General features: G+C 73.7%; 23 protein-coding genes and 1 pseudogene. 7 read left to right on the top strand and 17 right to left on the bottom strand.

Annotated elements, in window-relative coordinates:
- Positions 1-7: 7 nt before the first annotated feature.
- The 9 genes from ACZLMO_RS07175 to ACZLMO_RS07135 form a co-directional block, all read right to left on the bottom strand.
- Entirely contained in the window at positions 8-1054 is a 1047-nt protein-coding gene (locus ACZLMO_RS07175) for a substrate-binding domain-containing protein (RefSeq protein ID WP_463653319.1), read from the bottom strand.
- A gap of 13 nt (positions 1055-1067) precedes the next feature.
- On the bottom strand, positions 1068-2216 hold the full coding sequence (locus ACZLMO_RS07170) for an ABC transporter permease (protein ID WP_425715274.1): 1149 nt from the start codon (positions 2214-2216) through the stop codon (positions 1068-1070).
- Complete coding sequence (locus ACZLMO_RS07165) at positions 2213-3760, bottom strand: sugar ABC transporter ATP-binding protein (RefSeq protein ID WP_463653318.1); 1548 nt, start codon at positions 3758-3760, stop codon at positions 2213-2215. Before ACZLMO_RS07165 ends, ACZLMO_RS07170 begins: the two co-directional genes overlap by 4 nt.
- Before the next feature lie 157 nt (positions 3761-3917).
- Complete coding sequence (locus tag ACZLMO_RS07160; RefSeq protein WP_463653317.1) at positions 3918-4865, bottom strand: LacI family DNA-binding transcriptional regulator; 948 nt, start codon at positions 4863-4865, stop codon at positions 3918-3920.
- A complete protein-coding gene (locus tag ACZLMO_RS07155) occupies positions 4862-5881 on the bottom strand; it encodes a ribokinase (RefSeq protein WP_463653316.1) in 1020 nt (339 codons plus the stop codon). The genes ACZLMO_RS07160 and ACZLMO_RS07155 overlap by 4 nt, the downstream gene beginning before the upstream one ends.
- 202 nt (positions 5882-6083) lie before the next feature.
- On the bottom strand, positions 6084-6608 hold the full coding sequence (locus tag ACZLMO_RS07150; protein ID WP_463653315.1) for a methylated-DNA--[protein]-cysteine S-methyltransferase: 525 nt from the start codon (positions 6606-6608) through the stop codon (positions 6084-6086).
- Positions 6605-8242: a DNA-3-methyladenine glycosylase 2 family protein gene (locus tag ACZLMO_RS07145; protein WP_463653314.1), complete on the bottom strand. Its 1638-nt coding sequence runs from the start codon at positions 8240-8242 to the stop codon at positions 6605-6607. Before ACZLMO_RS07145 ends, ACZLMO_RS07150 begins: the two co-directional genes overlap by 4 nt.
- Positions 8243-8373: 131 nt before the next feature.
- Positions 8374-8799: an SRPBCC family protein gene (locus ACZLMO_RS07140; RefSeq protein WP_463653313.1), complete on the bottom strand. Its 426-nt coding sequence runs from the start codon at positions 8797-8799 to the stop codon at positions 8374-8376.
- Positions 8800-8945: 146 nt separating this feature from the next.
- Complete coding sequence (locus ACZLMO_RS07135) at positions 8946-9905, bottom strand: ion transporter (protein WP_463653312.1); 960 nt, start codon at positions 9903-9905, stop codon at positions 8946-8948.
- A gap of 228 nt (positions 9906-10133) precedes the next feature.
- On the opposite strand from ACZLMO_RS07135, the gene ACZLMO_RS07130 reads away from it, so the two are divergent.
- Positions 10134-10706, top strand: a complete 573-nt coding sequence (locus ACZLMO_RS07130; RefSeq protein ID WP_463653311.1) for an NADPH-dependent FMN reductase — start codon at positions 10134-10136, stop codon at positions 10704-10706.
- A 169-nt stretch (positions 10707-10875) separates the two neighbouring features.
- Positions 10876-12354, top strand: coding sequence for an O-antigen ligase family protein (locus ACZLMO_RS07125; protein WP_463653310.1), 1479 nt, complete (start codon positions 10876-10878; stop codon positions 12352-12354).
- Here ACZLMO_RS07125 and nagB read toward each other — a convergent pair.
- A complete protein-coding gene (gene nagB / locus ACZLMO_RS07120; protein WP_463653309.1) occupies positions 12312-13094 on the bottom strand; it encodes a glucosamine-6-phosphate deaminase in 783 nt (260 codons plus the stop codon). The two genes, ACZLMO_RS07125 and nagB, sit on opposite strands and share 43 nt — an antisense overlap.
- A 320-nt stretch (positions 13095-13414) precedes the next feature.
- Between nagB and ACZLMO_RS07115 the strand changes: the two genes are divergently transcribed.
- The 4 genes from ACZLMO_RS07115 to ACZLMO_RS07100 all read left to right on the top strand — a co-directional run bounded on the left by ACZLMO_RS07115 (position 13415) and on the right by ACZLMO_RS07100 (position 16530).
- The gene (locus ACZLMO_RS07115; RefSeq protein ID WP_463653308.1) at positions 13415-14131 is read left to right on the top strand and encodes an NADPH-dependent F420 reductase; all 717 of its coding nucleotides are present in this window, start codon (positions 13415-13417) and stop codon (positions 14129-14131) included.
- An 89-nt stretch (positions 14132-14220) separates the two neighbouring features.
- Entirely contained in the window at positions 14221-15282 is a 1062-nt protein-coding gene (locus tag ACZLMO_RS07110; protein ID WP_463653307.1) for an LLM class flavin-dependent oxidoreductase, read from the top strand.
- A gap of 128 nt (positions 15283-15410) precedes the next feature.
- Positions 15411-15833 (top strand): hypothetical protein, encoded by a 423-nt coding sequence (locus ACZLMO_RS07105; RefSeq protein WP_463653306.1) that lies wholly within the window; start codon positions 15411-15413, stop codon positions 15831-15833.
- A gap of 181 nt (positions 15834-16014) precedes the next feature.
- On the top strand, positions 16015-16530 hold the full coding sequence (locus tag ACZLMO_RS07100) for a Dps family protein (RefSeq protein WP_425715259.1): 516 nt from the start codon (positions 16015-16017) through the stop codon (positions 16528-16530).
- Between the two features lie 172 nt (positions 16531-16702).
- Here ACZLMO_RS07100 and ACZLMO_RS07095 read toward each other — a convergent pair whose 3' ends face one another.
- The 4 genes from ACZLMO_RS07095 to ACZLMO_RS07080 all read right to left on the bottom strand — a co-directional run bounded on the left by ACZLMO_RS07095 (position 16703) and on the right by ACZLMO_RS07080 (position 21123).
- Positions 16703-18145: an alanine/glycine:cation symporter family protein gene (locus ACZLMO_RS07095; protein WP_463653326.1), complete on the bottom strand. Its 1443-nt coding sequence runs from the start codon at positions 18143-18145 to the stop codon at positions 16703-16705.
- Positions 18146-18242: 97 nt separating this feature from the next.
- Positions 18243-19136, bottom strand: coding sequence for a DUF4097 family beta strand repeat-containing protein (locus tag ACZLMO_RS07090; RefSeq protein WP_463653305.1), 894 nt, complete (start codon positions 19134-19136; stop codon positions 18243-18245).
- Positions 19136-19777, bottom strand: a complete 642-nt coding sequence (locus ACZLMO_RS07085; RefSeq protein WP_425715255.1) for a response regulator transcription factor — start codon at positions 19775-19777, stop codon at positions 19136-19138. Before ACZLMO_RS07085 ends, ACZLMO_RS07090 begins: the two co-directional genes overlap by 1 nt.
- The gene (locus ACZLMO_RS07080; RefSeq protein WP_425715254.1) at positions 19765-21123 is read right to left on the bottom strand and encodes a sensor histidine kinase; all 1359 of its coding nucleotides are present in this window, start codon (positions 21121-21123) and stop codon (positions 19765-19767) included. The genes ACZLMO_RS07085 and ACZLMO_RS07080 overlap by 13 nt, the downstream gene beginning before the upstream one ends.
- A 204-nt stretch (positions 21124-21327) precedes the next feature.
- Between ACZLMO_RS07080 and ACZLMO_RS07075 the strand changes: the two genes are divergently transcribed.
- On the top strand, positions 21328-23034 hold the full coding sequence (locus ACZLMO_RS07075; protein ID WP_463653304.1) for an alpha/beta-hydrolase family protein: 1707 nt from the start codon (positions 21328-21330) through the stop codon (positions 23032-23034).
- A gap of 331 nt (positions 23035-23365) precedes the next feature.
- Here ACZLMO_RS07075 and ACZLMO_RS07070 read toward each other — a convergent pair.
- From ACZLMO_RS07070 to ACZLMO_RS07060, 3 genes and pseudogenes are all read right to left on the bottom strand, one after another.
- Positions 23366-24187, bottom strand: a pseudogene (locus ACZLMO_RS07070) (mycofactocin-coupled SDR family oxidoreductase).
- A gap of 235 nt (positions 24188-24422) precedes the next feature.
- Positions 24423-25688, bottom strand: coding sequence for a pre-mycofactocin synthase MftD (gene mftD, locus ACZLMO_RS07065; protein ID WP_463653303.1), 1266 nt, complete (start codon positions 25686-25688; stop codon positions 24423-24425).
- A gap of 116 nt (positions 25689-25804) precedes the next feature.
- A complete protein-coding gene (locus ACZLMO_RS07060; protein WP_463653302.1) occupies positions 25805-26605 on the bottom strand; it encodes a vWA domain-containing protein in 801 nt (266 codons plus the stop codon).
- Positions 26606-26632: the final 27 nt, after the last annotated feature.

The following is a 26632-nucleotide window of genomic DNA, read 5'->3' as shown; positions in this document are numbered from 1 at the left end:
CGCGCTCCTACTCCTGCCCGCCGAGCTCGGTGTAGACGTCGGCGGCGTTGTCCTGCGTGACGAGCTGGGTCTCGAGGATCTGCTCGGTCTCGACCTCCTCGCAGTTGATGAGGATCTGCTCGGCCGTCTCGACGGCCTCGACGCCGCCGGTCGGGTAGACGAACGTGGCCGAGAGACGGCCCTCCTCGACGGCCCGGATACCACCGGACGGGATCGGGAGCCCGTCGATGCCGATGAACTCGATGTCGCCCTCGCGGCCTGCGGCCTGCGCGGCCAGGTAGGCGCCCTCGGCCATCGGGTCGTTGTGGGCGTAGAAGACGTCGATGTCCTCGTTGGCCTGGAGGATGCCCTCGGCCTGGCTCTGGCCGAGCTCGCGCAGCCAGTCGCCGGTGCCCTCGGCGATGATCTCGATGCCGTCCGTGCCCGCGATGCCCTCGCGGAAGCCCTCGGCCCGCTCCTGCGCGGGCGTCGAGCCGGGCAGGCCGGCGAGCTCGGCGACGGTGCCGCCGTCGGGCAGCAGCTCGGACGCCACGTACTCGCCCGCGGCGCGGCCGATCTCGAAGTTGTCGGCGCCGATGTACTGGGTGAAGGCCTCGCCCTCGACCCGGCGGTCGAGCACGATGACCGGGATGCCCTCGTCGTAGGCCCGCTGGACCACGTCGGTCAGCGGCGCGGCCTCGTTGGGGCTGATCATCAGCAGGTCGATGCCCTGGGTGAGGAAGTTCTCGACGTCGGAGACCTGCTGCGCGTTGTCCTGCGCGGCGTCGGCGAAGACGACCTCGAACTGGTCGATCTCCTCGGCGGCCGCGCGGATGTCGTCGTCCATCTGCTGGCGGTAGGGCTCGGCCACGTTGGCCTGGCTCATGCCGATGAGGTACTCGCCGTCGGCGCCGGCGCACTCGCCGCCGCCACCGCCGCCACCTGACCCGGCCTCGCCGCCGTCGTCCACGCCGGGTGCGTCGGACTCGGTGCCGCACGCGGCGGTCAGCATGATCGCGCCGCCCGCGAGGACCGCCGACCAGCGCCGTCGGGCAAGAGTGTTGCGTGTTGTCATGACGTACCTCCTGTTAGGTGCGCGCACGGAAGGTCTGGATGCCCGCCGCGACGATGATGATGAATCCGGTGATGAGGAGCTGGATGTTGGAGTCGATGTTGTTGAGGGCGAGGACGTTCTTGAGGATCCCGATGAGCAGGGCGCCGGCGACCGTGCCCGCGACCGTGCCGACTCCGCCCATGAGGCTCGTGCCGCCGATGACGACCGCCGCGATGGCGTCGAGCTCGTAGCTGATGCCGGCGTTGGGACTGCCCTGGTTGAGCTGGCCGGCCTGGATGATCCCGGCGAGGCCGGCGAGCATGCCGGCGATGGCGAAGACCGCGATCTTCACCCGGCGGACCGGCACGCCCGACAGGCGGGCGGCGCGCTCGTTGCCGCCGATGGCGTAGACGTGCCGGCCGAACACGGTGTTGCGGGCCACGAGGATCGCGATCACCGCGACCGCGAGGAAGATGAGCGCCGGGATCGGCACGGTGCCGTTGAACGTGCGCGAGTTGAGCAGGGCGAACGAGTCCGGGGCCGTGCCGGAGCCCTCGCCGTACGCGATGGGGATGCCCTGGCCGCCCGACCAGATGCGCGCGATGCCGCGGGCGATCTGCAGGCCGGCGAGCGTGACGATGAAGGCCTGTATCCCGAACGTCGCGGTGATCGTCCCCTGCAGCGCGCCGAACGTGGTGGCCAGCGCGAGGATGATGAGGACGGCCGGGACCACGCCCATCTGGTTGACCATGAGCAGGCTCGCCACGCCGGTCGCGGACATGCCGAGCACCGAGCCCACGGACAGGTCGATGCCGCCGATGAGGATGACGAAGGTCATCCCGATCGCGATGATCCCGATCTCGGACGTGGCACGGACAATGTTGAGCAGGTTGTCGCTGCCGAGGAAGACGATCTCCCCGCCGCGCCTGGGCGAGAACGCGATCGCGGCGACGAACACGAGCAGGAGGGCGACGTAGCTCTGGAGGGCGAAGAACTTCTCCGGGATCCGGATCCGCCGGCGCTTCGGGGCCGCCGAGGACCCGGACGTGCCCGACGACGACGGACCCGTCGTCGTCGGCGTCCCGCCGTCCCCGGCCCCGGCCCCCGCCGACGATCCCGTCGCCGTGGCACCCGCGGCGCTCGCCCCCGCGGTCGCCGGACCTGCACCTGTCCTGTCGTTCATCGGTTCTCCCCCGTCTCCTCGACGCTGGTGGTGGCCGCGGCGGCCACGGGCCGGCGGTGCTCCATGCCCGCGGCGGCGAGCAACGACTCCTCGGTGGCCTCGTCGGCGTCGACCACCGAGACCACGCGCCCCTCGCGCAGCACGGCGATGCGGTCGCACGCCCCGATGAGCTCGGGGAGCTCCGAGGAGGCCATGACGACGGCCACGCCGTCGGCCGAGAGCTCCGCGAGGAGGCGGTAGATCTCGGACTTGGCGCCGACGTCGACGCCGCGCGTGGGTTCGTCGAGCAGCAGCACGCGTGGCTCGCGCAGCATGTTGCGGCCGAAGACGACCTTCTGCTGGTTGCCGCCGGACAGCGTGCGCACGATCGTGTCCTGCGAGCGGGTCTTGATCCGCAGCGACTCGACGGCGCGGGTGACGGCCGCGCGCTCCTTCGTCCGCGAGCGCCAGCCGAGGGTGGCGAGGCGCTCGAGGACGCTGATGGCGATGTTGGCGCCGACGGTGGCGTGCATGTTCAGCCCGGCCGCGCGCCGGTCCTCGGGGACGAACCCGATGCCGTGCGCCATGGCGTCGCGCGGGGAGCGGATCGTCACCTTCTCGCCGTCGAGCTCGACGTCCCCGCGCAGCCGTGAGCCGCCGAGGCCGAAGACCGCCTCGAGGAGCTCGCTGCGCCCGGCACCGAGCAGTCCCGCCAGGCCGAGGACCTCGCCGCGGCGGACCTCGAGGCCGATGCCGTTGGGCTCGCTGCGGGAGATGTCGACCCCGCCGTCGAGCCGAAGGTCGCGCAGTCGCAGCCGCACGTCCGGCTCGGGCTGGACGCGGTCGGGGTAGACCTGGTCGAGGGGTTTGCCGATCATCAGGCGGATGACGTCCGAGGGGCTCGTCGTCGCGACGTCGAAGGTGCCGACGTTTTCGCCGTCCCGCATGACCGCGCCGCGGTCCGCGATCTGGGCGATCTCGTCCATGCGGTGGGAGATGAAGATGACGGCGACGCCGCGGCGCCGGAGCCCCGGGACGATCTCGAAGAGGCGGGCCACCTCGGTCTCGGAGAGCGCGGAGGTGGGCTCGTCCATGACGAGGATGCGGGCGTCCTGGCGCAGCGCCTTGGCGATCGCGACCATCTGCTGCTCGCCGACGCGCATCGTGCCGACGTGCCGGGACGGCGAGATGCGGATCCCCACCTCGTCGAGGAGCTCCTTCGTCTCGCGCTCCATGCCGCGGCGGTCGAGCAGGCCGAGGCGGCGCTTCTCCGCTCCGAGGAAGAGGTTGTCGGTGACGCTCGCGCCGGGCACGAGGTCGAGCTCCTGGTGGATCATCGCGACGCCCGCGTCCTGGGCGTCCGACGGCGAGGCGAAGCGGCGCTCGGTCTCCCCGACCACGATCCGGCCGGCGTCCGGCGCGACGACGCCCGCGAGGACGTTCATCAGGGTCGACTTGCCGGCGCCGTTCTCCCCGAGCAGCGCGAGCACCTCGCCGGCGTGGACCTCGAGGTCCACGCCCTTGAGGGCATGGATGCCCCCGAAGCTCTTGGCGATGCCGGTCATCTGGAGGACCGGTGTCCCGTGACCCGGCTGGTCGGTCGACCGCACGCTACCCCCGTTGGTAGTTCGGTATCTGTAATCGATTACTTTCTGGCACGTTACGCGCCCGCCCGGTGCGGCGCAAGCACGTTCCGCCGGAGCGTCGCCTGGCGCCGCCCGGTCATGTCCCCAGGTCGAGGACGTGCCGCTCGGGCTCGCCCGCGGTGCCGCGGATCCGGTCGACGAGTCGCTGCGCGGCGGCCACGCCCATCTCCCTGGGGTTGAGCGGGACCTGGGCCACGTCCGCCACGTCGGAGGTCGCGAAGGGGAGATCGCCGATGATGCCGACCTCGATGCGCCGGCCCGACCAGCCGGCGAGGATCTGGAGCACACCCACGCCGACGAGGTTGTTGGTCGCGAGCACCGCGTCCGGGGGCCGGTCGCCCGCGAGCAGCTCGGTCATCGCCGAGCGTCCGCCGTCGACCCGGAAGTTCGCGTGGACGAGCCGGTCGGCCGGCCGCCCCGTGTCCTCGAGCGCGGCCCGCCAGCCGGCGGCGCGCTCGACCGCCGTCGTGGTCGAGCGCGGCCCGGTGATGCAGGCGATGTCGCGGTGCCCACGCGCGACGAGCTGCTCGGTGGCCTGCCGTCCGAGCGCGACGTTGTCGAACAGCACGTGGTCGACCGCGCACCCCACCTCGCGGTCGATGACGACCACCGCCCGGGAGCGCCGCACGAGTCGCGAGAGGTCGGGGGCCTCGCCCGCGGGCGCGAGGATGATGCCCGCCATGTTCTCGGACTCCGCCACGGCGAGGTAGCGGCGCTCCTTCTCGTCGTCGTCGTCGGTGTTGCACAGGACGAGCGAGAGGCCGGCCGCCTGGGCCACGTCCTCGACGCCGCGGGCGACGGACGTGAAGAACGGGTTCTCGACGTCGGGGATGATGAGCGCGACGACGTCGCTCGACTGCCGACGCAGGGAACGAGCCGTCCGGTTGGCGCTGTAGCCGAGCTCGTCGACCGCCCGGCGAACGGCCTCCGCGAGTTCGTCCCGCACCTTCGCGCCGTTGAGGACGCGGGAGACGGTTGCGGTCGACACACCGGCGCGCTCGGCGACGTCGACGATGCGGGTCATGCCTGGCCGCCCTGGACGTGGTCGACCTGGGCGGGGCCGCCCTGGACGTGGTCGACCTGGGCGGGGCCGCCCTGGACGGGGTCGACCTGGACGGGGTCGACCGCCGCGAGCCGTGCGGTCTCGGCGGCGGTGGGCGCGGACGGCGCGCCGCCGGGACGCGTGACGGACAGTGCGCCGGCGGCGTTGGCGAGGCCGATGGCGGTGTCGAGGTCGTCGCCGAGCGCGAGGCGGGCGGCGAGGTTGCCGCAGAACGCGTCCCCCGCGCCGATCGTGTCGACGACCTCGACGCGGTGGGCGTCGAGCCGGCGGGGGGCGGCGTCGGTGTCGACGACGAGGACACCCGCGCTCCCGCACGTCACGACGACGACGCACCCCGAGGAGCGCCGCAGCGCGAGGGCGGCGTCCGCGAGGTCCGGCTCCCCAGGGACGAGCTGACCGAGCTCGACCTCGTTGGGGACGAGCACGTCGACGAGGTCGAGGACCTCGCGCGGGACGTCGACGAACGGCGCGGGGTTGAGGACGACCCGGGTGCCGGCGCCGCGGGCGATCTCGGCCGCGAGGCGCACCGCGGGGAGCGGGATCTCGAGCTGGAGGAGCAGGACGTCGGCGCCCTCGATGGTCGCCCGGGCCCCCTCGACGTCCTCGGTGGTCACGGCCTCGTTGGCCCTGGGCACGATGATGATCGAGTTCTGGCCACCCTCGACGACCACGGGCAGGCCGACGCCGGTGCCGTTCTCCGCGTCGCTCGCCACCCCGACGGCGTCGATGCCCTCGGCGGACATGAAGTCCCGGAACTCGGTGGCGAAGTGGTCCTCGCCGACCCGGCCGACGGCCGCCGTGCGCGCCCCGGCCCGGGCCGCGGCGACCGCCTGGTTGAATCCCTTGCCGCCGACGAACGTGGCGAAGCCCGTGCCGACGAGGGTCTCGCCCGGCGCGGGGCGGCGCGGCGCGGTCGCCACCATGTCGTACATGAAGGAGGCCACCACGCATACCTGGGCCCGTTCGGTGTGCGTCATCGTCACGTCCGTCGGTCGCTCGGAAATCGATTACTCGCGAACGTTAAGCCGGTGCGCCGCCGCCGGTCAACCCTGGTCGCGCCCCGGCGCGCCGCCTTCTTTCACGCGTGAGGGGATTTCCCACGACGAATGAGGGGACACGCTCCCTGCACTCGTGCACGGGTCCCCGCACTCGTGGTCGGCCGAGCGCGCTCCCTGTCGGTCAGCCGCGCACGCCCCCGAGCGCGCCCTCGTGGGCGAGCAGGGCGTGCTTGACGTCGAGCCCGAAGTAGTAGTTGCCCAGCGTGTGGTCGGCCTTGAGGATCCGGTGGCAGGGCACGACGACCGGCAGCACGTTGCCCGCGCACGCGTTGCCGGCCGCCTGGTAGGCGGTCGGGCTCCCCGCCGCCGCCGCCATCTCGCCGTAGGTCGCCACCCCGCGCACCTCGCGCATGGCCGTCCACACGCGCTGGGTGAACGCGCCGCCGGGCTGGCGCACCTCGAGCGCGTCGAGCGCCTCGATCTCGCCGGCGGCGTACCGGCCGAAGGCCGCGACCACCCGGCCGGTCGCCGCCGTGGTGGGCGTGCCGGACGGGGCGACGTCGTCGGGCCCCAGCCCGAGCCGCCCGAGGATGTCGTCCGCGCCCCAGAAGGACGTGCCCCGCAGGACGCCGGTGGCCGCCTCGACGACGACGGTCAGGTCGCCGGCCGGGCTCGGCACGGTGAGGACGTGCAGCTCTTCGCTCATGATCTCTCCAGGTCGTCGGTCCACAGGTGGGTGGTGGCGTAGGCCCGCCAGGGACGCCAGGCCTCGGCCCGGGCGGTGACGGCGGGCGGGTCCAGGCGCGCGGCAGGCGAGGTCTCCTCGGGCCGCATGTCGGACAGCGCATCGGAGCGTGCATCGAGCGTCGCGTGGAGCCTGCGGGCGAGGGACCGGCGCAGCACGAGGTCGCCGGGCGGCAGCGCGTCGGGGTCCCCGAGGCCGCGCAGCGCGAGGAGGTCGACCGTCCACGGCCCGATCCCCGGGACCTCGAGCAGGCGCGCCCGCGCCTCGTCCCGGTCGGCGCCGGGGCCGAGGTCGAGGCCGCCGGCGACGAGCTCGGCCGCGGCGTGCACGGTGCGGGCGCGCGCGGCGGGGATCCGGACGGCCGTGCGGATCGCCTCGGGACCGGCGGCGGCGAGCGCCTCGGCGGCGGGAAACAGGCGCGGGGGCGCGTCGTCGTCGGCCGGCTCGTCCATGTCCTCCGCACCCGGGACCCGCTCCCCCAGCGCGTCCCCGAGCCGGCTCGAGAACGTCCGGGTCGCGGCGAGGGAGACCTGCTGGCCGAGGATCGCCACGACCAGCGTGCGGAACGGGTCGAGGCTGCCGAGCACGCGCAGCCCCGGCCGCGCGGCGACCAGCGGGGCGAGCATCGGGTCCGTCCGGAGGTGCTCGTCGACGGCGAGGGGTTCGGCGTCGAGGTCGAGCCACCGCCGCACGCGCGCGACGACGAACGGCAGGTCCGCGAGGTCGACCAGCCCGACCCGCAGGGCGACGTGCGCGCGGTCCCCGCCCCACGGCGTCCCGTCCGCGGACGCGGCGAGCGCGGGCAGCGCGACGCGGACACGGGCGGGACCGCCGGGCGCGCGTAGTACCGCCCACGCCGAGGCTCCCGCCCCCTCGACGCCGGCGATCGCGTGCTGCGCGATCGTGCCGGCGAGGCGCGGGCCGTCGAACGGGGGCCGCACGCGCAGGCGGAGGGTGAGGGTCGCGCCGCCGTGCGGCAGGCGGTCGGCTGCGGCTCCGTCGTCAACGCCGCGCGACGACCCCGACATCCGCGGTGCCCGCGCCCGCACATCGGTCGGCGACCCGCCGAGCTCCGCGCGCACGACGTCGTTGAACTGCCGCACGGACGCGAACCCGGCGGCGAACGCCACGTCGGTGACCGCGAGGTCCGTCTGCTCGAGCAGCGTCCGTGCCGTCTGCGCGCGGCGCGTCCGGGCGAGACCGAGCGCGCTCGCCCCGAGCTCGCCGGTCAGCAGCCGGTGGAGCCGGCGCTCCGTCAGCCCGAGCCGCGCGGCGAGGCCGGGGACGCCCGCCTCGTCGACGACCCCCGCGCCGATCATCTCGAGCGCCCGGCCGACGAGCACCGACGTCTCCCCCGGCGCGCGCCGACCGGGGAGCGTGTCCGGCCGGCAGCGGCGGCACGCGCGGAACCCGGCGGTCGCGGCGGAGGACGCGGTGCGGAAGAACCGGCAGTTCTCCGGCCGGGGCATCCGGGCCGGGCACGAGGGCCGGCAGTACACGCCCGTCGACGTCACGCCGAGGTACACGCGGCCGTCCCACCGCGTGTCACGCGAGCGGCACGCCGCGTACGCGGCGGTGTCGTCGATGGGGTCCATGCGGAAAGCATGCCCGACGCCGACACCCTCCACCGGCGGTTTTCGGACAGGGCGGTGGGTGGGCGCCGGTTTGGCGGGCGGGTGGCCCGCCACCCCGCGGGCCGCCACCGGTCAGCGGGCCCGGCGCACGCTCAGTGCGTGTTGTCGTACAGGTGCACGAGCGCGTCGAGGAGCCGCTGCCACGCCTTCTCGACCTCGCTCGGGTCGCTCAGGTGCGTCGTGTGGTGCACCGTGACGGCGGTGCCGAAGCCGTCCGGCTCGAGGGAGATGGTCACCTGGTCGAACTCCGGGTCGGCCGGCGGCGCCTCACCCTCGGGCAGCCACGTGACGACCTGGCGCGCGGGCGGGTCGCTCTCGAGCAGCCATCCGCTGACGGCGATGCCCCAGGAGCGGGACGCGATGCGGTACCGACCGTCCACCCGTTCGGGCAGGTCGAAGGTGACGTCGCCGGCGTCCGCCCACCACCACGGGCGCATCCCGACGTCGACCGTGAACGCGCGCCACACCTCGGGTCGCGGTGCGTCGACGGTGACAGTGACCTCGATGTCGTGCGACATGCCGACCTCGCTTCCGTGCGGGGAGGAATGGCCACCACCGTAGCGCCCGGGCGGTCGGCTCGCCCGTGTTCCGTGAGGAGCGCCGGCGGTCCGGGGCGAGCGCCCGAGCTCCGGGCGAGGTCGACCTGGTCCCGGACGAACCGGGGTCAGGACTCCTCGTCGCCTCGGGCGCCGGGGAGCGCCTCGACCTGGGCCCGCAGCGCCCGCAGCTCGGCCAGGACGTCGGCGAGCTGCGCCCGCTCCTCGTCGTCGGCGTCGTCGGGCTGCTCGTCGTCGTGATCCTCGTCCCGCACCCCGTGCCCGATCGACTGCATCGTGTCGACGATGACGGCGATGAAGAGGTTGAGCATCGTGAACGCCGAGACGAGGATGAAGACGACGAAGAAGACCCACGCCCAGGGCTGGGTCTCCATGATCGGCCGCACGATCACCCCCGCCCAGCTGTCGAGCGTCATGATCTGGAAGAGCGTGAGCAGCGAGTCGCCGAGCTCGCCGAAGTACTCGGGCTGGATCCCACCGAACAGCGAGGTCGCCATCACCGCCGAGACGTAGAAGATGATCCCGAGCAGCAACGCGATCGCCCCGATGCCGGGCAGCGAGTGCATGAGCGCCTCGACGATGAACCGCAGCCTGGGCAGCGCGGAGACGAGCCGCAGGACGCGCAGCACCCGCAGCGAGCGGAGCACCGAGAGCGGGCCGGCCGACGGCACGAGCGCGATCCCGACGACGAGGAGGTCGAAGACGTTCCAGCCGTCCTTGAAGAACCGCGGGCCGAGGGCGACGAGCTTGGCCCCGATCTCGACGACGAAGACCGCGAGACAGAACGTGTCGACCGCGCGGACGACGCCGCCCGCCGCGTCCATCACGATCGAGGAGGTCTCGAGCCCGAGCGTGACCGCGTTGACGATGATGAGCGTGATGACGACGCGCTGCACCGGCCCGGACGTCACCCAGGCGCCGAGACGCTCCCGCCACCCGGATCCACCCTCGGTCGCACCGCCTGCCGTCGTCCTACCGGGAAGAACCCTGCCCGACGCCGGAGCCTCGCCCGAGGGGTCGGCGTCACCCGCGCGGGAGGACAGCTCGGGGACGTCCGTCGTCGTCATGTCGGGGCTCCACGGGGATGGGGGCGCCGGGGCGCCCGGGAGGTGGCGCCGCACGACCACCGCCGCACGGTCAGCAGCATCGTGCCAGCGCACCCGCGCGCGATGCTGTGGTGCACCGGGGAGATCGGACGTGACACGCCCCACTCGATGAAAAGGAATGCAACAACGGGAGGTGTCGTTGTCCGGGGCGAACGACGCACACCGTCACCGCAGATCAGGAGAGAACGCATGAAGATCGGCATCATCATCGGTTCCGTCCGCGAGGGTCGTTCGGCCCAGTCCGTCGCCGAGTGGGTGGACTCCGTGGCGCAGAAGCGTGACGACGCCACCTTCGAGCTCGTCGACCTCAAGGACTTCAACCTGCCGATCCTCACCGACCCGGTCGTGCCCGGGGCGGCCAACCGTCGGTACGGCACCGCCGAGGCCCGCGCCTGGGGCGCCGCCATCGACTCCTACGACGGCTTCATCTTCGTCACGCCCGAGTACAACCACGGCGTGCCCGGCGCGTTCAAGAACGCCGTCGACACCATCGGCCCGGAGTGGGGCCACAAGGCCGTCGGCCTCGTCTCCTACGGCGCCGAGGGCGGCGTGCGCGCCGTCGAGCAGTGGCGCCAGGTCCTCGCCAACCTCCACGTGGTCGCGGTCCGCGGCCAGGTCTCGCTCGGCCTGTTCACCGAGTTCGGCGAGAACGGCGTGCAGCCGAACGAGCGCCGCGAGGACGAGCTGGGCGCCCTCATCGGCTCTGTCGTCGAGATGAGCGCGGCCCTGGCCCCGCTGCGCGGCGCGACCGTCGGCGCCTGACGCTCCCGCACCACCGCTGACCGGCCCGACGCCGTCTCCCTGCGAGGGGGACGGCGCCGGGCCGTTCGCGTGCGTCCGGGGCACCGGTGTGCCGCTCGACCACCGGTGGCCGCACGACATCCACCGTGCGGACACCGCCGGTCCACCGTCCGCGGATATCCATGCCGGTGTGAGCACCCTCGTCTTCGGCCGGTCGGGGACCGCGCCCCGCGGCGGCGGAACGACCCATCCGCACCCGGGCGCCGTCGTCGCGCTCGTGGCGCTCGTCGTCGTGCTCGGTGAGGCGGTGGCCGACGTCCTGCCCGACGACCCGGTCGTCTGGCTCCTCACCCCGCTGCGACTGGTGGTCGGCATCGGCCTGGTCGGCGCGGCCACCGCCGTGCGGCCGGCCCGCTGGCGCACGCCCGCCGACCCGGGGATCGCGCTGCTCGTCGTCGGCGCCACGATCGCGAGCGCGCAAGCCGGCACCTGGTCGGCGTGGCGCTGGCTGCTCACCTACGTGGCCGTCCACTACCTCGTGGTGGCCGTCCGGCGCGCGGGCGCCCTGCCGTGGCGGCTCCTGTCCCCGCTCGCGCTGCTGGCCGTCGTCGCCCCCACCGTGGTCGCGCTGTCGCAGCGGGCCAACGACGTCCCCACCGGCTTCTGCCGCGACGACCTCGGCGCCGGGTCGTTCGACTGCGCGGACCCCGGCACGCTGGTCCGGGTGGTCGGCACGCTGCCCAACCCCAACCTGCTCGCCGCGCTGCTCGTGGTCCTGCTCCCGCTCGCCCTGTGCGCCGCCGCGCGGCCGCCCGGCGCGGGCCCGGTGAGCCGGGAGACCGTGCGCGCCGCGGGGCGGATCGTGCCCGACCGCGGATGGGCCGCCCTCGTCGTCGCGGTCGTCGCCGGCGGCTACCTCGCCGTGTGGCAGACGATGTCCCGCGGCGGTCTCGCGGCCGCCGCCGCGTCGCTCCTCGTGCTCGCGCTGCTGGGCTGGCGGCCCACGCGCCGTCCGCGGGCGCTGCTGGGCTGGCGGCCCACGCGCCGTCCGCGGGCGCTGCTGGTCGTCGCGGCCGCGGGCGCAGCCGCCGCCGGTGCGCTCGCCGTGGCCGGGCTCGGGCTCGGCGTGCGGGCCGACGTGTGGCGCGCCGCCGCCTCGCTCGCCGCGGGCGACCCGATGGGGGTGGGCCTCGGGCGGGGCGGCCCGCTCGTCACGGCGGAGGTGGCCACGGGCGAGCAGCTCGCCCACGCGCACAGCACCGCGCTGCACTGGCTGCTCGAGGGCGGCGTGCTCGCGCTGCTCGGCCTGCTGGCCCTCTGCGCGGCGGTGGTCCTCGTGCTCGTGCGGGCCGACCGCCGCGGGTCGCTCTCGGCCGCACCCCTCGGTGCCGCCGTCGCCGCGCTGGCGATCGTGTCCAGCGTGGACCACCCCACCGCGTCGGCGCGGGTCGCGCTCGCCGCCGCCGCGCTCCTCGCGTGCGCGCTCACCGCCGACGTCGACACCGAGCTCGACGCCGCCGCACCGCCCGCCCACGTGGCCCGTGGCCAGGCGTCCCGGGGCGCCTACCGGCCCCGCCGCCTCCGCCGGCCGGGCGCATCAGGGACGGGCGGCCCGGGCACGGGCGGTCAGCCGGCGACGTCGCCCCGCGCCCGCGCCATCTCCCGGTAGTAGTCGGCGAGCTCGAGCCGCGCGGCGGCCTCCTCGTCCACGACGACCGTCACCGCCGGGTGCAGCTGCAGCACCGATCCGGGCCAACGCGCGCCGACGGGCCCCTCGACCACGGCCGCCACCGCCGCCGCCTTGGCCGCGCCGGTGGCCACGAGGACGACGTTCCGGGCGTCGAGGATCGTGCCCAGGCCCTGGGTGACCGCGCGCCGGGGCACCGCGTCGACCGAGTCGAAGAACCGCGCGTTGGCCTGCCGCGTCTCGTCCGTGAGGATCTCGACCCGGGTCCGTGAGGCGAGCGAGGTCGCCGGCTCGTTGAAGCCGATGTGCGCGTTGACACCGACGCCAACGATCTGGACGTCGACGCCGCCGGCCTCCACGATCGCGCGCTCGTAGTCCCTGCACTCGGCGTCGAGGTCGGAGGCGTTGCCGTCCGGGACCCGGACGCGGGCAGGGTCCATGCCGAGCGGCTCGGTGACCGTGCGGCGCACGACCTCGCGGTAGGACTCCGGGTGCGCGTCCGGCAGCCCGACGTACTCGTCGAGGGCGAACGCCCGGGCGCGGGCCAGGTCGAGCTGCCCGGACCGCACGCGCGCGGCCAGCCCCTGGTACAGGCCCAGCGGGCTCGAACCGGTCGCCACCCCGAGGACGGGCTCCGGGAAGGAGGCGGCGACGAGGCGCGCCGTCACCGCGGCCGCGTGCTCGCCGACCTCGGCGGGTGTGGGGACGATGACGACATCCACTGCGGGGGCCTCCAGGTCCGGGCGTACCCGGTCGCCCCGGGTTCGGGCCGGGTTCCCGCCGCGGGCGGCTCCCGCGGGAGGGCCAGTCTTCCCGACGACGACGCCCGGACGGCGGATCTCACGCCGTGCGTCTCGCGCGCACCCCGGATCCCCCGCACCACGCCGGAACCGCGCACCCGCTCCGCCGCCCGCGCACCGCGCGTCCGCCGCCACCCGCACACCCGTTCCCTGCCTCGTGGAACAACGCGGGCAGGACAGGTGTTGCCCGATATAGATCACTTCGCATCGAAGCGGGCCGTCGCCCGCGCCAGGAGCTCCGCGTGACTCACGACAGCACGACCACCCCGGGCGCCTCGGGCGCTCTGTCCGCCGCCGGTGGGCCCACCGCGCGTCCGACCGTCGGCATCGTCGGCGCCGGTCGCGTCGGCACCGCCCTCGCCCGCGCACTGGTGGCCGTCGGCCACGAGGTCCGCGTCGCCACGCACCGACCGGCCGTGGAGAACTCCCTCCTCGTCGACGTCAGCGCCCCAGGAGCGAGCGCCGTCGACATCCCCGACGCCGCGGCGTGCGACCTCGTCGTCCTCGCCCTGCCGCTCCACCGCGCCGCCACGCTCGACCCGGCGACGTTCGCCGGTCGAACCGTGGTCGACGTGATGAACTACTGGCCGCCCGTCGACGGCACGATCGCCCGGCTCGAGGAGGACCCCCGCTCCTCCAGCGAGGTCCTCGCGGAGCACCTGCCCGGCGCCACCGTCGTGCGCGCCCTCAACCACATCGGCTACCACGAGCTCGAGGAGGACGCCCGCCCCGCGGGCGACCCGGAGCGTCGGGCGCTCGCCGTCGCCTCCGACGACCCGGCCGCGACCGCCCGCGTGGCCGCCCTCGTCGAGGCGCTCGGGTTCGACGCCGTCGACGCCGGTCCGCTCGCCGCCGCCGCCCACCTCCAGCAGGGCACGGAGATCTTCGACGGGAGGCGCCACGACGCCGCGGAGATCCGCGCGATCCTCGCCGAGGCCGGGTACGCCGTGGCGAGCTGACCGCCGACCGACCCACCCGACCCGCGGCGCCGGCACCACGCCTCGCAGCGCCACCACCCCTCAGCAACCCACCGGACGAAGGACCTCCCGTGCCCGCACCCACGATCCAGCTCGGCGCCTACAGCTTCGGCGACGCCCTGCGGAACGACGACCTGTCCCCGCACCCCTCGCACGAGGCGATGACCAAGCTGCTGGGGACGATCCAGCACGCCGACCGCGCGGGCCTGGAGTTCTTCGCCGTCGGGGAGCACCACACGGCGGAGACGCCGGCGTCGTCGCCCGGGACGATCCTCGCCGCCGCGGCGGCGACCACGAGGGACATCGTCCTGTCGTCCGGCGCGAGCATTATCGGGACCGACGACCCGGTGCGCGTGTTCCAGCAGTTCGCCACCGCGGACGCCTTCGCGGGCGGCGGCCGGGTGGAGATCATCGCCGGGCGCGGCTCGTCGGTCGAGACGTTTCCGCTGTTCGGCCACGACCTCCAGGACTACGACGAGCTGTTCGCGGACCGGCTCTCGCTCCTGCTCTCCCTCAACGAGGCGGACGGGCCCCGCGTCACCTGGTCCGGTCGGACGCGCCCCGCGATCGACGACCTCGAGGTCGTGCCCCGACCCGTGCACGGCTCGCTGCCGATCTGGGTGGCCACGGGCGGCAACCCGTCCTCCGCCCTGCGCACGGGGCAGATGGGTCTCCCGCTGTCGTTCGGGATCATCGGCGGCACCTTCGCGCGGTTCGCCCGGCAGGTCGAGCTCTACCGCCGCGCGGCCGCCCAGGCCGGGCACGCCCCGGAGCGGGCGCGCGTCTCCGTGGGATCGTTCGGCCTCGTCGCGCCGACGACGACGGAGGCCCTCGAGCGGTACTACCCCGGCTGGTACGCGATCAACCTCGACATGGGCCGGCTGCGCGGGTGGGCCGAGCCCGACCAGCGGGCCTACCTCGCGCAGGCGCAGGGCGAGGGGGCGTACGTCGTCGGCGACCCGGACTCCGTCGCCGAGCGCATCGTCGACGCCTGGCGCCACCTCGGCCACGAGCGGCACTTCCTGCAGATGGACCTCGGCGGCGTGCCGACCGAGCACGTCCACGAGTCGATCACGCTCATGGCCACCGAGGTGAGGCCGCGCGTCGAGCGGCTGCTCGCGAAGGAGCGCTGACCGGGAGCGAGAGCGGACCGCCGGTCCGCGCCCGCCGGACCCGGGAGCGCTGACCGGGGACCTCTGACCGGGCAGCGCTCCCCCGCCCACGCCCGGCGGCGACCGCCGTGGCCAGGCACGATGCAGCCATGGCCACCCCGCTGCCCGCGCGCCCCCAGGACTCGGACGCCCCCGCCACCGGAATTGCCTCCGCCCCCGACGCCGCCCCCACCCAGAAGTGGCACCAGCGGATCCCCGCCCCCACCTGGGTGACCGCCATCTTCGCCATCCTGCCGTTCGTGCTCAACTTCCACATCGAGAACATGAGCACGGTCAACGGGCAGGTGGTCGAGTACTTCCGTCTCGACGTCTTCCAGGTCGTCGCCGCGGGCTTCCTCCTCGGAGCGTTCATCGCCCTCCTCCTCCGCTTCCGCAGCAGCGAGGACCCCACCCGTCGCCCGCCGATGTGGGCGGTCGCCGTGGGCGTCCTCGGCGTCGTGCTCGGGATCTGGTTCGCCCTCACCGCACACACCGGTCTGGACGACGTCACGGCGGTCCTCGCGGGCAGGTGAGCCTGTCCTGCGTGTCAGGTCAGACATCTCTCCAGGGGCGGAATGATGCGGTTCCGGTGGCCGCCTCAGCACGGCCCCGACTAGCATGGAACCTGTTCGTCCCGCACCGCCGGACGCCGCACGACGCGCCCCGAGCGGGACTCAGAGACAAGCGGCGTCACCCGCCGCGGAAGGGTTGATCATGGCTGACTCCACGAACTCCGGCTACACCGTCCCGGGCCTCTCCCTGACCGAGGGGCGCTCCGTCGCGGACGAGCTGCAGCACCGCCTCCACGCCCTCAACGACCTCCACCTCACGCTCAAGCACGCGCACTGGAACGTGGTGGGCCCGAACTTCATCGCGGTGCACGAGATGCTCGACCCGCAGATCGAGCTCGTGCGCGGCTACGCGGACGAGGTCGCCGAGCGCATCGCCACCCTCGGCGCCGAGCCGATCGGCACCCCCGGCGCGCTCGTCAAGGACCGCACGTGGGAGGACTACGCCGTGGGCCGCGCGAGCACGCAGGAGCACCTCGCCGCGATCGACCACGTCTACACCGGCGTCATCGAGGACCACCGCAAGGCCATCACGGCCACCGGCGAGGTCGACCCGATGACCGAGGACCTCCTCATCGGCCAGACCGCCGAGCTCGAGAAGTTCCAGTGGTTCGTCCGCGCGCACCTCGACAACGGCGCGGGCCAGGTCACCGAGGCCTGACCTCACGAGGCACGTTCGACGGGGCTCGGGCAGCGCTGCTGCCCGGGCCCCGTCGTCGTCGGCCCACGATCACCTGCGGAGCGGGGTCGTCGCGCGACGCCGGCCCACGTCGACCCGCAGCTCGTCGTCGTCCGGCGTCGTCTCTCGTCGCCGTTCGCCGTCGTGCGTGGTCCTACCGCCCGGTCTCCTCGTAGGTGTCGATGCCGCCGGGATGACCCGCCATGAACGCGTCGACCTCGTCCTTCGTGGCCTCGAGCCTCGGGTCGTGACGGAGGTAGTGCCGCGTCTCGCGGGCCACGAGGCCGGACAGGATGACGAGCCCGATGAGGTTGGGCAGGGCCATGAGCCCGTTGGCGGCGTCGGAGAAGTTCCAGACCGCGGCGAGGGGGACGGTGCAGCCCACGTAGACCACGAGCGAGAACACGATCCGGTAGGGCATGACGAGCCGGCGGCCGAAGAGGCGCTCCATGCAGCGCTCGCCGTAGTAGGCCCAGCCCAGCACGGTGGAGAACGCGAACATCGCCAGCGCGATCGTCACGATGTAGTGGCCCCAGTCGCCCGGCAGCCCGTGGCTGAACGCGGCGCCGGTCATCGTGTCGGCGCCGTCCTCGCCCACGTCCCACACGCCGGTGGTGACGATGACCAGACCCGTGCAGGTGACGACGATCATCGTGTCGATGAACGTCTGCGTCATCGAGACGAGCCCCTGGCGCACGGGGTGCGTCGTCCGCGCGGCGGCCGCGGCGATCGCGGCGGACCCCATGCCGGACTCGTTGGAGAAGATGCCGCGAGCCACGCCGAACTGGACGGCGAGCATGATCGTGGACCCGACGAAGCCGCCGGTCGCCGCGGTGCCGGTGAAGGCGTCGGTGAACACCAGGCCGAGCGCAGCCGGCAGGTCGCCCGCGTTGACCGCGAGGATGAACACCGCGCCGAGCACGTAGAAGACGATCATCACCGGGACGAACGCGGCGGTCACGCGGCCGATCGACCTGATCCCGCCGACGAGGACGATCAGCGCGAAGACCGTGAGCACGATGCCGGTGATCCACCGGTCCACGCCGAACGAGCCCTCGATGTTGCCGGCGATCGAGTTGCCCTGCGTCATGTTGCCGATGCCGAACGCGGCGATCGCGGCCGCGATCGTGAAGAACAGGCCGAGGAACTTCCCCAGCGGCCCGCGGATCCCGCGCTCGAGGTAGTACTGCGGGCCGCCGGACTTCTCGCCGGCGGCGTCGGTCGTGCGGAAGCGGACGCCGAGGAACGCCTCGGTGTACTTCGAGGCCATGCCGAACAGGCCGGTGACCCACATCCAGAACAGGGCGCCGGGCCCGCCGATGCCGATCGCGGTGGCGACGCCCACGATGTTGCCGGTCCCGACCGTGGCGGCGAGGGCCGTGGTCAGGGCCTGGAACTGGGACAGGTCACCGTCCTTGGCCCCCTCGTCCCTGCGGCGACCGATGCCGAGCCGGAGCGCCGCGCCGAGGGTCCGGAACTGGATGCCCCGCAGGCGGATCGTGAGCAGGACGCCCGTGAGCCCCAGGAGGGGGATGAGGACCCACGGCCCCCAGATGAATGCGCTGATCTCGCCGAGGACGGTCTCGATCCGTTCCATGCCGTGCTCCCCCACCACGAGCAGCACCCTCGCGGCGCCGCGGTGGGCAGATCCTGCCACGCGCGGCGCCGGAGGTCAGTAGGTCGCGGCCCCGACGTCAGTAGGTCTCGGCGGTCACGGCCCCGAAGCTCGTGTGCAGACGCACCGGGACCGGGTCGCCGTCCCCGTTCTTCTCGAGCCGGTCGCTGGCCTCGCCCAGGTCGGACGTGTGCGAGACGGAGTAGTTCGCGGGCGGCAGGGCCACGGTGACGTCCCCGAAGGAGGACTCGACGTCGACCGCCGCGGGCACCTCGGGCGATCGGAGCTCGACGTCGCCGAAGTCGGCGTAGATCTCGATCGTCCCGGTGACGGCGAGGTCGGTCGCGGTGGCGTCGCCGTAGTCCAGCTCGAGGTCGAGGTTCTCCGCCGACCCCGAGACACGGACGCTTCCGAACGAGGCGGACACCCCGAGGTCGCCGAGCGCCACGTCCTCCGCCTCGAGCTGTCCGAAGTCGTTCGCGACGTCGATGTCGGTGCCTTCAGGCACGGCCAGCGTGACGCGCGCCGTGGGGGTGACCGCGCTGCCCATCCAGCTGACGTCGAACGACGGGCCGACGTCGAGCCAGCTCTCGCGGGCGTCGTCGACCTCGAGCCGGGCGGTGTCGCCGTCCTCGGTCAGCTCGACCCGCGTGGTGGCGCGGCCGCCGGTCACCGACCAGTCGATCTCGTCGCCGTCGGTGCGCACGATGGTGACGTCGGCGCGGTCGGCGTCGATCGCGAAGCTGGTCGCCGCGGTCGTGCCGCTCTCGTCGATCGGCTGCCCGTCGTCGCGGCCCTGGACGTAGCCGAAGGCCGGTCCGACGGCGGACGCGCCGACGAGGAGCGCCGAGATGCCGACGAGGATCGTGCGGCCGGGTCGGCCGGCGCGGGTGGGCTCGCCGGGGCGACCGGGTCGGCCGGGGTCGTCGGTGCGGGTGGTGGGGAGCTCGCGGGTGGTGTCGTCGGTGCTCATCAGGACTCCAGGTAGCGCAGGACCGCCAGGACACGGCGGTTCTCGTCTCGGGTGTTGGGGATGTCGAGCTTGAGGAGGATCGCGGAGACGTGCTTCTCCACGGATCCGGGCGAGACCTTGAGGGCGGCCGCGATCGCGCCGTTCGACCGGCCCTCGGCCATGAGCGCGAGCACCTGCTTCTCGCGCGGGGTGAGGTCGGACAACGGCTGGCTCCTTCGGGTCCGGACGAGGATCTGGGAGACGACCTCCGGGTCGAGGACGGTGCCCCCGGCGGCGATGCGGTCGACGTCCTCGAGGAAGTCGCCGACGTCGGCCACGCGGTCCTTGAGCAGGTAGCCGAGCCCTTGCGGGTGCTGGGCCACGAGGTCCGCCGCGTAGGCGTGCTCGACGTACTGGCTGAGCAGGAGGACCGCGATGCTCGGGTCGCGGCGGCGCAGCTCGACCGCGGCCCGCACGCCCTCGTCCGTGAACGTCGGCGGCATGCGCACGTCGAGGAGCGCGAGGTCGACCCCGGGGCGGACCGCCTCGAGCAGGTCGGTGGTGTCCGGCAGCGAGGCGACGACCTCGTGGCCGGCGGAGGAGAGCAGCCGCTCGAGCCCGGCGCGCAGGAGGACGGAGTCCTCGCAGATCACGATCCGCACGGGAGCTCACCCATGATCGTCGTCGGGCCGCCGTGGGGGCTGGTCACGGTGAGCGAGCCGCCGACCGCGGCGAGCCGGTCGCGGATGCCGCGCAGCCCGGTGTGGGTCTCGTCGGCCTCGAGGGTGGCGCCGCCACCGCCGTCGTCGGAGACGACGACCTGGAGGTGCTCGCCCTCGGGACCGATCGGCCGGACCGTCACGCGTGCGGAGGACGCGTAGGCGTGCTTGGTGACGTTGTTGAGAGCCTCGGCGACGACGAAGTACACGGTGGCCTCCGCCTCGGGACCGGGCCGCCCGTCGAGCTCGACGGCCAGGTCGACCGGCACCGTCGAGCGGGCGGCGAGCGCCGAGAGCGCGGCGTCGAGCCCGCGGTCGGTGAGGACGGCCGGGTGGATGCCCCGCACCGTCTGGCGCAGCGAGGTGATGGCCTCCTTCGACGAGGAGTGCGCCTCGTCGAGCAGCGCCTGCGCCTCGGCCGGGTTCGTGGCGAACGCGCGGCGCGCCATGTCGAGGGTCATCGCCACGTTGACGAGCTGCGGCTGGACGCCGTCGTGCAGGTCGCGCTCGATGCGCTGGCGCTGGTCCTCGGCGGCCGAGACCGCGCCGTGGCGCGCCCCCTCGAGCCGGTCGATGCGCTCGCTGTACTGGGCGCGGGTGACGGCGCCGAGCAGCTCGGCGTCCATCGCACGGGACATGTGGGCGAACAGCAGGCAGGCGAGGACGGCGAGCACGACGACGAGGAGCGTCACCAGCGCGAGCGCCCAGGTCTCGAGCACCCACGGGCCGAACGGGACGCCCGTGTAGCCGCGGGCGAGGGCGGCCACGAGGATGCCGACGCGCTGGGCGGCCCAGACGACGAACGCGAGGACGACGAGACCGAGGATCGCGCCGGCCACCATGCGGCCGAGGCCGCGCCACAGCTCACCGTCCTTGAGGTGGTCCCACTGGCGGGCGAGGTAGCCGCCGAACCCGGGGGCGCGGGCGTGGGGCGGCGGCCGGCGCCAGCCCATCGCGGTCGGGACGCCGTAGAGCGACCGGGCCTTCCAGCGGTGCAGCTCGACGCTCCACCGCAGGAGGTAGAGGGTGCCGAGCAGCAGCGCGAGGCCGACGAGGAGGACGGCGAGCCCGACGCCGGTGGCCCCGAGGGTGACGACGAGGATCGTGAGCGAGAGGCTGACGACGCCGGAGAAGACGAGGTCGGCGAACCCGGAGACCGTGAGGTCCGCGGTGCGGGCGAGGACGCCGCGGCGTCGCTCGGCGGCCGGCGTGCGGTCGGCGGGGCCCACGGCGGCGGCCGGGACCGCGGCCGGGACGGCGCCACCTGCGGCGGGAGAGGTCGTGTTCATGACGGTCACGCTATTGCGCCGCGGGCGCCGCCCGGCAGGGTGCTGCCGGACGTGGTTCCTGGGGGATATCCCCCACGGGGTGGACCCCCGCCGTCGTCGGTGGGAGACCAGCCCCTTCCGGGTGCGACCCAGCCCCGTACGCGGGGCGCGGAGGTCAGCCGAACGGCGGACGACGGCGTCGGGCCCGTTTGCGAGGATGGGGCCATGGCCAGGCGCTCACTTGCTCGCGGCGCGCTGCGCCGCACCCGCCCGATCCTTCGCGCGCTCGACAACGCCGGGTCGTCCGGGGCGCAGATCGCGACCTGGGTGGCCCTGGGCCCCTCCCTCCTGCCGCGGCAGTGGTGGATGACGGCGGTCAACGTCGGGCTCTCGCAGGCCTACGGCTACCTCGTGGGCGAGGGCGTGGTCGGGGTGGCGCGCGGGGCCGGCCGGCTCGCGCGGGTCAGCTCGGACCTGTCGCCGCGCGCGGAGCGCCGGGTCAAGGCCGCGTGGCAGGGGGCGCTCGGCGTGGGCACGGGAGCGGCGTTCCTGCTCTCGCTGCGCCGTCAGCGGGAGATCGCCGCGCTCGCGGACACCGCGCCGGTCTCCGCGGTGGGGCAGGCCGCCGGTCTCGCGGCCGGCACGGCGGGGTTCGGCGCCGTCCTCCTCGCCGCCCGCGCCACGACCGCCGGCGCCCACGCCATCTCGCCGGCCGTGCGACGGGTCGCGCCGAAGGTCCTCGTCCCCGCGCTGTCCACCGGGATCGCGGCGGCCGGCGTCCTCTACGCCTCCGACCGCTTCCTCGTCCGCCGGGTGCTGCGCCGGCTCGCCGTCCAGGCCAAGGACCAGAACGCACGCCGGGCGCCCGGCCGGTCGGAGCCGCTGGAGCCGGAGCGCTCCGGATCGGCGGCGTCGGCGGAGTCCTTCGACACGCTCGGCCGGCACGGGCAGGTGTTCGTCAGCGACGGGCCGCGACGCGCGGACATCGAGCGGGTGACGGGGCGACCTGCGCGCGAGCCGATCCGCGCCTACGCCGGGTTCCTCGAGGACCGGGAGATCGAGGAGACGGCCGAGGCGGCGTGCCGCGAGCTGATCCGGGCCGGCGGGCTCGAGCGGTCGGCGGTGTTCGTGCTGACCGGGACCGGGTCCGGCTGGGTCCAGGAGTGGAACGGCTCGTCGATCGAGTACCTCACGGGCGGGGACTGCGCGATCGTCTCGATGCAGTACTCCTACCTGCCGAGCGGGCTCGCGTTCGTCTACGACCGACAGACCGCCCGGCGCGCCGGGGTCGCGCTCTTCGAGGCCGTCGAGCGTGCGGTGCGGGCGCTCCCGGAGGACAGGCAGCCCAAGCTGTTCGTCGGCGGGGAGTCCCTCGGCACGGACGGGGGGCTCGCCGCGTTCTCGTCGGCCGCCGACATGCTCGCCCGCACCGACGGCGGGGTCTGGATCGGCACGCCCCGGTTCACGCGGATGTGGCGCGAGCTCGTCGCGTCGTCCCGCCGCGGGTCCCCGGAGGTGCTGCCGATCGTCGACCACGGGCGGCACGTGCGGTTCGTGTCACGGCCCAGCGAGCTGACGCACGGGGCGTTCGGCGAGCCGTACGTCGAGTGGGAGTCGCCGAGGTTCGTGTTCCATCAGCACAGCAACGACCCCGTGGTCATGTGGTCGCCGGACCTGCTGTGGCGCGCCCCCCGGTGGATCCGGGAGAAGGCCGGCCGCCAGGTCTCGACGGCCGTCAACTGGTACCCGTGGGTGACGTTCTGGCAGATCGCCGTCGACATGCCGCGGTCCGTCACCCTGCACGGCGGCACCGCGCACAGCTACCACTCCGAGCTGCTGCCCAGCTGGGCCGCCGTCCTCGGCGGCGAGCTCGACGTCGACCACAGCGACCTGCAGGCGGTCGTCCGCGCCGGCCTCGTCCCGGGCCGGTAGCCCCGCTCCCGTCGAGATTGCGGTTGGTGCCCGTCGAGATTGCGGTTGGTGCGCGAGTCCGGTCGAGAGTGCGGCTCAGCACCGCACTCGTCATCGACATTGCGGTTGGTGCACGTCGAGACTGCGGCTCGGAGCCACCGCGCACTTGTCGAGCGTGCGGCTGAGCGCCCCCGGCCGCACGCTCGACGACACTTCCTGAGCCGCACTCTCGACACGGGTGGACACGACGGACCGCCTTGCCCCGCACCACTGGGGGAAAGCGACCGATTCGGAGCACCGAACGCGCCGCTTTCCCCCCAACGGTGGACATCTAGGGGCCAGTGAGGGCCGATCAGAAGTACTGCATGCCCTGGTCGACCGAGAGGTGCTCCGAGGTGATGTTGGCGGCCGCGGGCGAGACGAGGAAGGCGACCGCGTCGGCGATGGCCTCGGGCTCCATCCAGCCCGGTCCGATGAACGGCTGACCCATCTGGTTGACCTTGGGGTTCTCCTTGGTCGACTCCGCGATCGCGTCGGTGACGTCGGGGCTGCCCATCGGCGTGGCGACGCCGCCCGGGTGGACGGAGTTCACGCGGATGTTGTGAAGGCCGAGCTCGACGGCGAAGCCACGGGTCATGCCGACCACCGCGTGCTTCGAGGTCGTGTAGTGGATCATCATCGGCTGCACCTTCTTGCCGGCGTAGCTCGACGTGATGACGATGGCGCCGCCGTTGCCGGCCTCGATCATGTGCGGGGCGGCCGCCGTGATGGTGTTCCAGACACCGGTGACGTTGATGTCGAGGGTGTCCTGCCAGGACTGCGTCGTGATGTCCTCCCACTTCGCAGGCTCGCAGATGCCGGCGTTCGCCACGACGATGTCGAGGCTGCCGAGCTCGGCCACCGCCCGAGCAGCCGCGTCCACGAGGGCCGCCGCGTCACGGACGTCCGCCTTGACCGTGAGGATGCGCCGGTCGAGCTCCTCGACGAGGCGCTGGGTCTCGGCGAGGTCCTCCTCGGTCGGCTACGGATACCTGAGGAACGCCGGCAGCTGGTCGGCGATATCGATCGCGACGATGTCGGCGCCCATCGACGCCAGCTTGACGGCGTGCGCGCGGCCCTGACCGCGCGCCGCTCCGGTGATGAGGGCGACCTTGCCCTGCAGCTCCTTCGACATCTGTGACTCCTTCGTCGTGGTGAACGGATGGTGCTGATGGATCGTGATGGATCTGCCGAGAGTGTGCGGTTGGGCCCCCAGCCGCACACTCTCGACGACCGTGCCGGCGCCGGCTCGGCAGACGTCTCACCATTGGGGGGAAAGCGACGCATCGGGGGCACCGAATGCGCCGCTTTCCCCCCAACGGTGGGTCGGGGCCGTCGAACGGGTCACAGTGCCCCGGCCCGCGGCCCGGTCAGATGGTCGGGCGCTCCCCGCGGCTCTTGGAGTCGATCGCGGACTGCGGCCGCAGCTCCGGCGAGCCCCACACGTTGCCCTCGTCGCCGCCCGCGGTGATCGCGAAGTTCGGCGGGATGACGAGGTCGTCGATCGAGATGTCGGCCAGGGTCTTGTCACCGTTGCCCATCATCGCGGCCTTGAGACCGTCCCGCAGGATGTCGAGGACGTTCTCGACGCCGGCCTGCCCGTTGGCGCTCATGCCCCACAGGTAGGCGCGGCCGATGAGGACGGCCTTCGCGCCGAGGGCGAGCGCCTTGTAGACGTCGGAGCCACGGCGGACGCCGCCGTCCATGAGGACGTCGATCTCGTTCCCCACGGCCCGGGCGATCGCCGGGAGGAGGCGGATGGTGGCGGGTGTCGTGTCGAGGTTGTTGCCGCCGTGGTTCGACACGGAGATGGCGCTCACGCCGGCGTCCCGCGCAGCGCGCGCGTCGTCGACCCGGGTGATGCCCTTGACCATGAAGGGCCCGTCCCACTGCTCGCGGAGCCAGGCGATGTCCTCCCAGCTCGGGATCTCGGTCTGGCGCCAGACACCCATCGCCTCGAAGAAGCCGGGGGCCCGCTCGCCCTTGAGCACCGCGTTGGGCACGGACAGCTCCGGCGGGCGCAGGGTCTTCGCCCAGTCGAGCGCGTAGTCGAACTTGCCGCCAAGGACGATCTCGGGGATGTACCCGAGGATGGTCTTGATGTTCATCTGCTCGGGGATCTTGGGGCTGCCCCAGTCGCGACCGTAGCCGGACGTCCAGTCGAGCGTGACGATGAGGCCCGCGGCGCCGGCGTCCTTCGCGCGCTGCGCGAGCGCGGCCATCTGGTCGCGCCCTCCTGACCAGTACAGCTGGAAGAACGTGCGCCCCGGGTTGGCGTCCATCACGTCCTCCATCGGCTTCGACGAGTACGCCCCCAGGCCCATCGCCGCGGCACGGTTGGCCGCGGCGCGCGCGACGGCCAGCTCTCCGTCCGGGTGGACGGCCTGGACACCGGTCGGCGAGATCATCACGGGAAGGTCGACGGGCGCCCCCATGATCGTCGTCGACGTGTCCGGGTTCATCGCGTTGTTCGTGATCCTCGGGGCGAAGCCGAGCTCGGAGAACGAGTCGATGTTGCTGCGTACGGTCGTACCGCGCTCCGAGCCCGCAACGAGTGCCATGTAGACGGACTTCGGGAGGCGCCTGCGCGCCCGGCGCTGCGCCTCGATGACGCTTTCGAACCACGGGTTGGCCATGGGCTTGCTGTCCTTACTTCTCGGGGCGCGATGCTCGCGCCGGTGTGCCCGACGGCGTGGCGCCGCGGGCCTGGTCTGGGTGGTGCCGGTCGGTCACGGGTCGTCCCACGTCTCTCTCACGAAGCGAGGATCCGGGACAGCGCGGCCGGCAGGTCCCGGTGGGACCGCACGGTCTCCAGTGTCCCGCGCCCGAGCCGGGCGAGGTCCCTGCCGAGGTCGACGTCCTTCTCCCCGGTCGTGTCGAGGAGGACGTCGAGGCGCGGCAGGGTCGAGGCGACACCGCGCGGGTCCGGCCCGGCGTTGTGGACGCAGTCGGAGAGCAGCAGGACCCGTCCCTCCGCGCCCGGGACGGTCGCGAGCTCCTCGCGGGCGAGCCGCAGGGGCAGCTCGACGTTGGTGAGCCCGCGCGCGGGGATCCGCACGAGGAGCTCGAGGATCTCCGACGACGAGACCCCTCTGCCCATCGGGGCGAGGATCGCGGCGTCGGACCAGAAGGCGACCACGGAGAGGTCGTCGCGCCCCAGCTCGCCGACGAGCGCGCCGACCGCTGCGGCCGCCGCCCGCACGCGTTCCCCGCGCATGGAACCGGAGACGTCGACGACGAGCACGACGGCGCGGCGCTGCCGGATCCGTTCACGGACCACGACGTCCCGGGCGTCGGGGACGGGGTTGGCGACGAGGTTGTCGACGGTCGCCTCGAGGTCGATCTCGTCGGCCCCGCCGACGAACGGCAGCGACTCGAGGTCGCCGAGCCCGCGGCGGGCGTTCTCGCGACGGGGTGGCTGGGGGATGGCGAGGGCCGCGGCGATCTCGCGGGCGCGGCGCAGCGCCTCGGCGTCGGCGTCCTCCTCGAGGTCCTCCAGCGCGACGACGACGCCGTCCTCGCCGGTCTCGCCGGGCGCGGCGGAACCGCGCATCTGGGCGCCGGGCCCGGTGCCCTCGCC

The organism is Georgenia sp. G2120 (assembly GCF_055326485.1).
The sequence above is the reverse complement of the archived record's forward strand: the minus strand, read 5'-3'. Positions and strand labels throughout refer to the sequence as shown.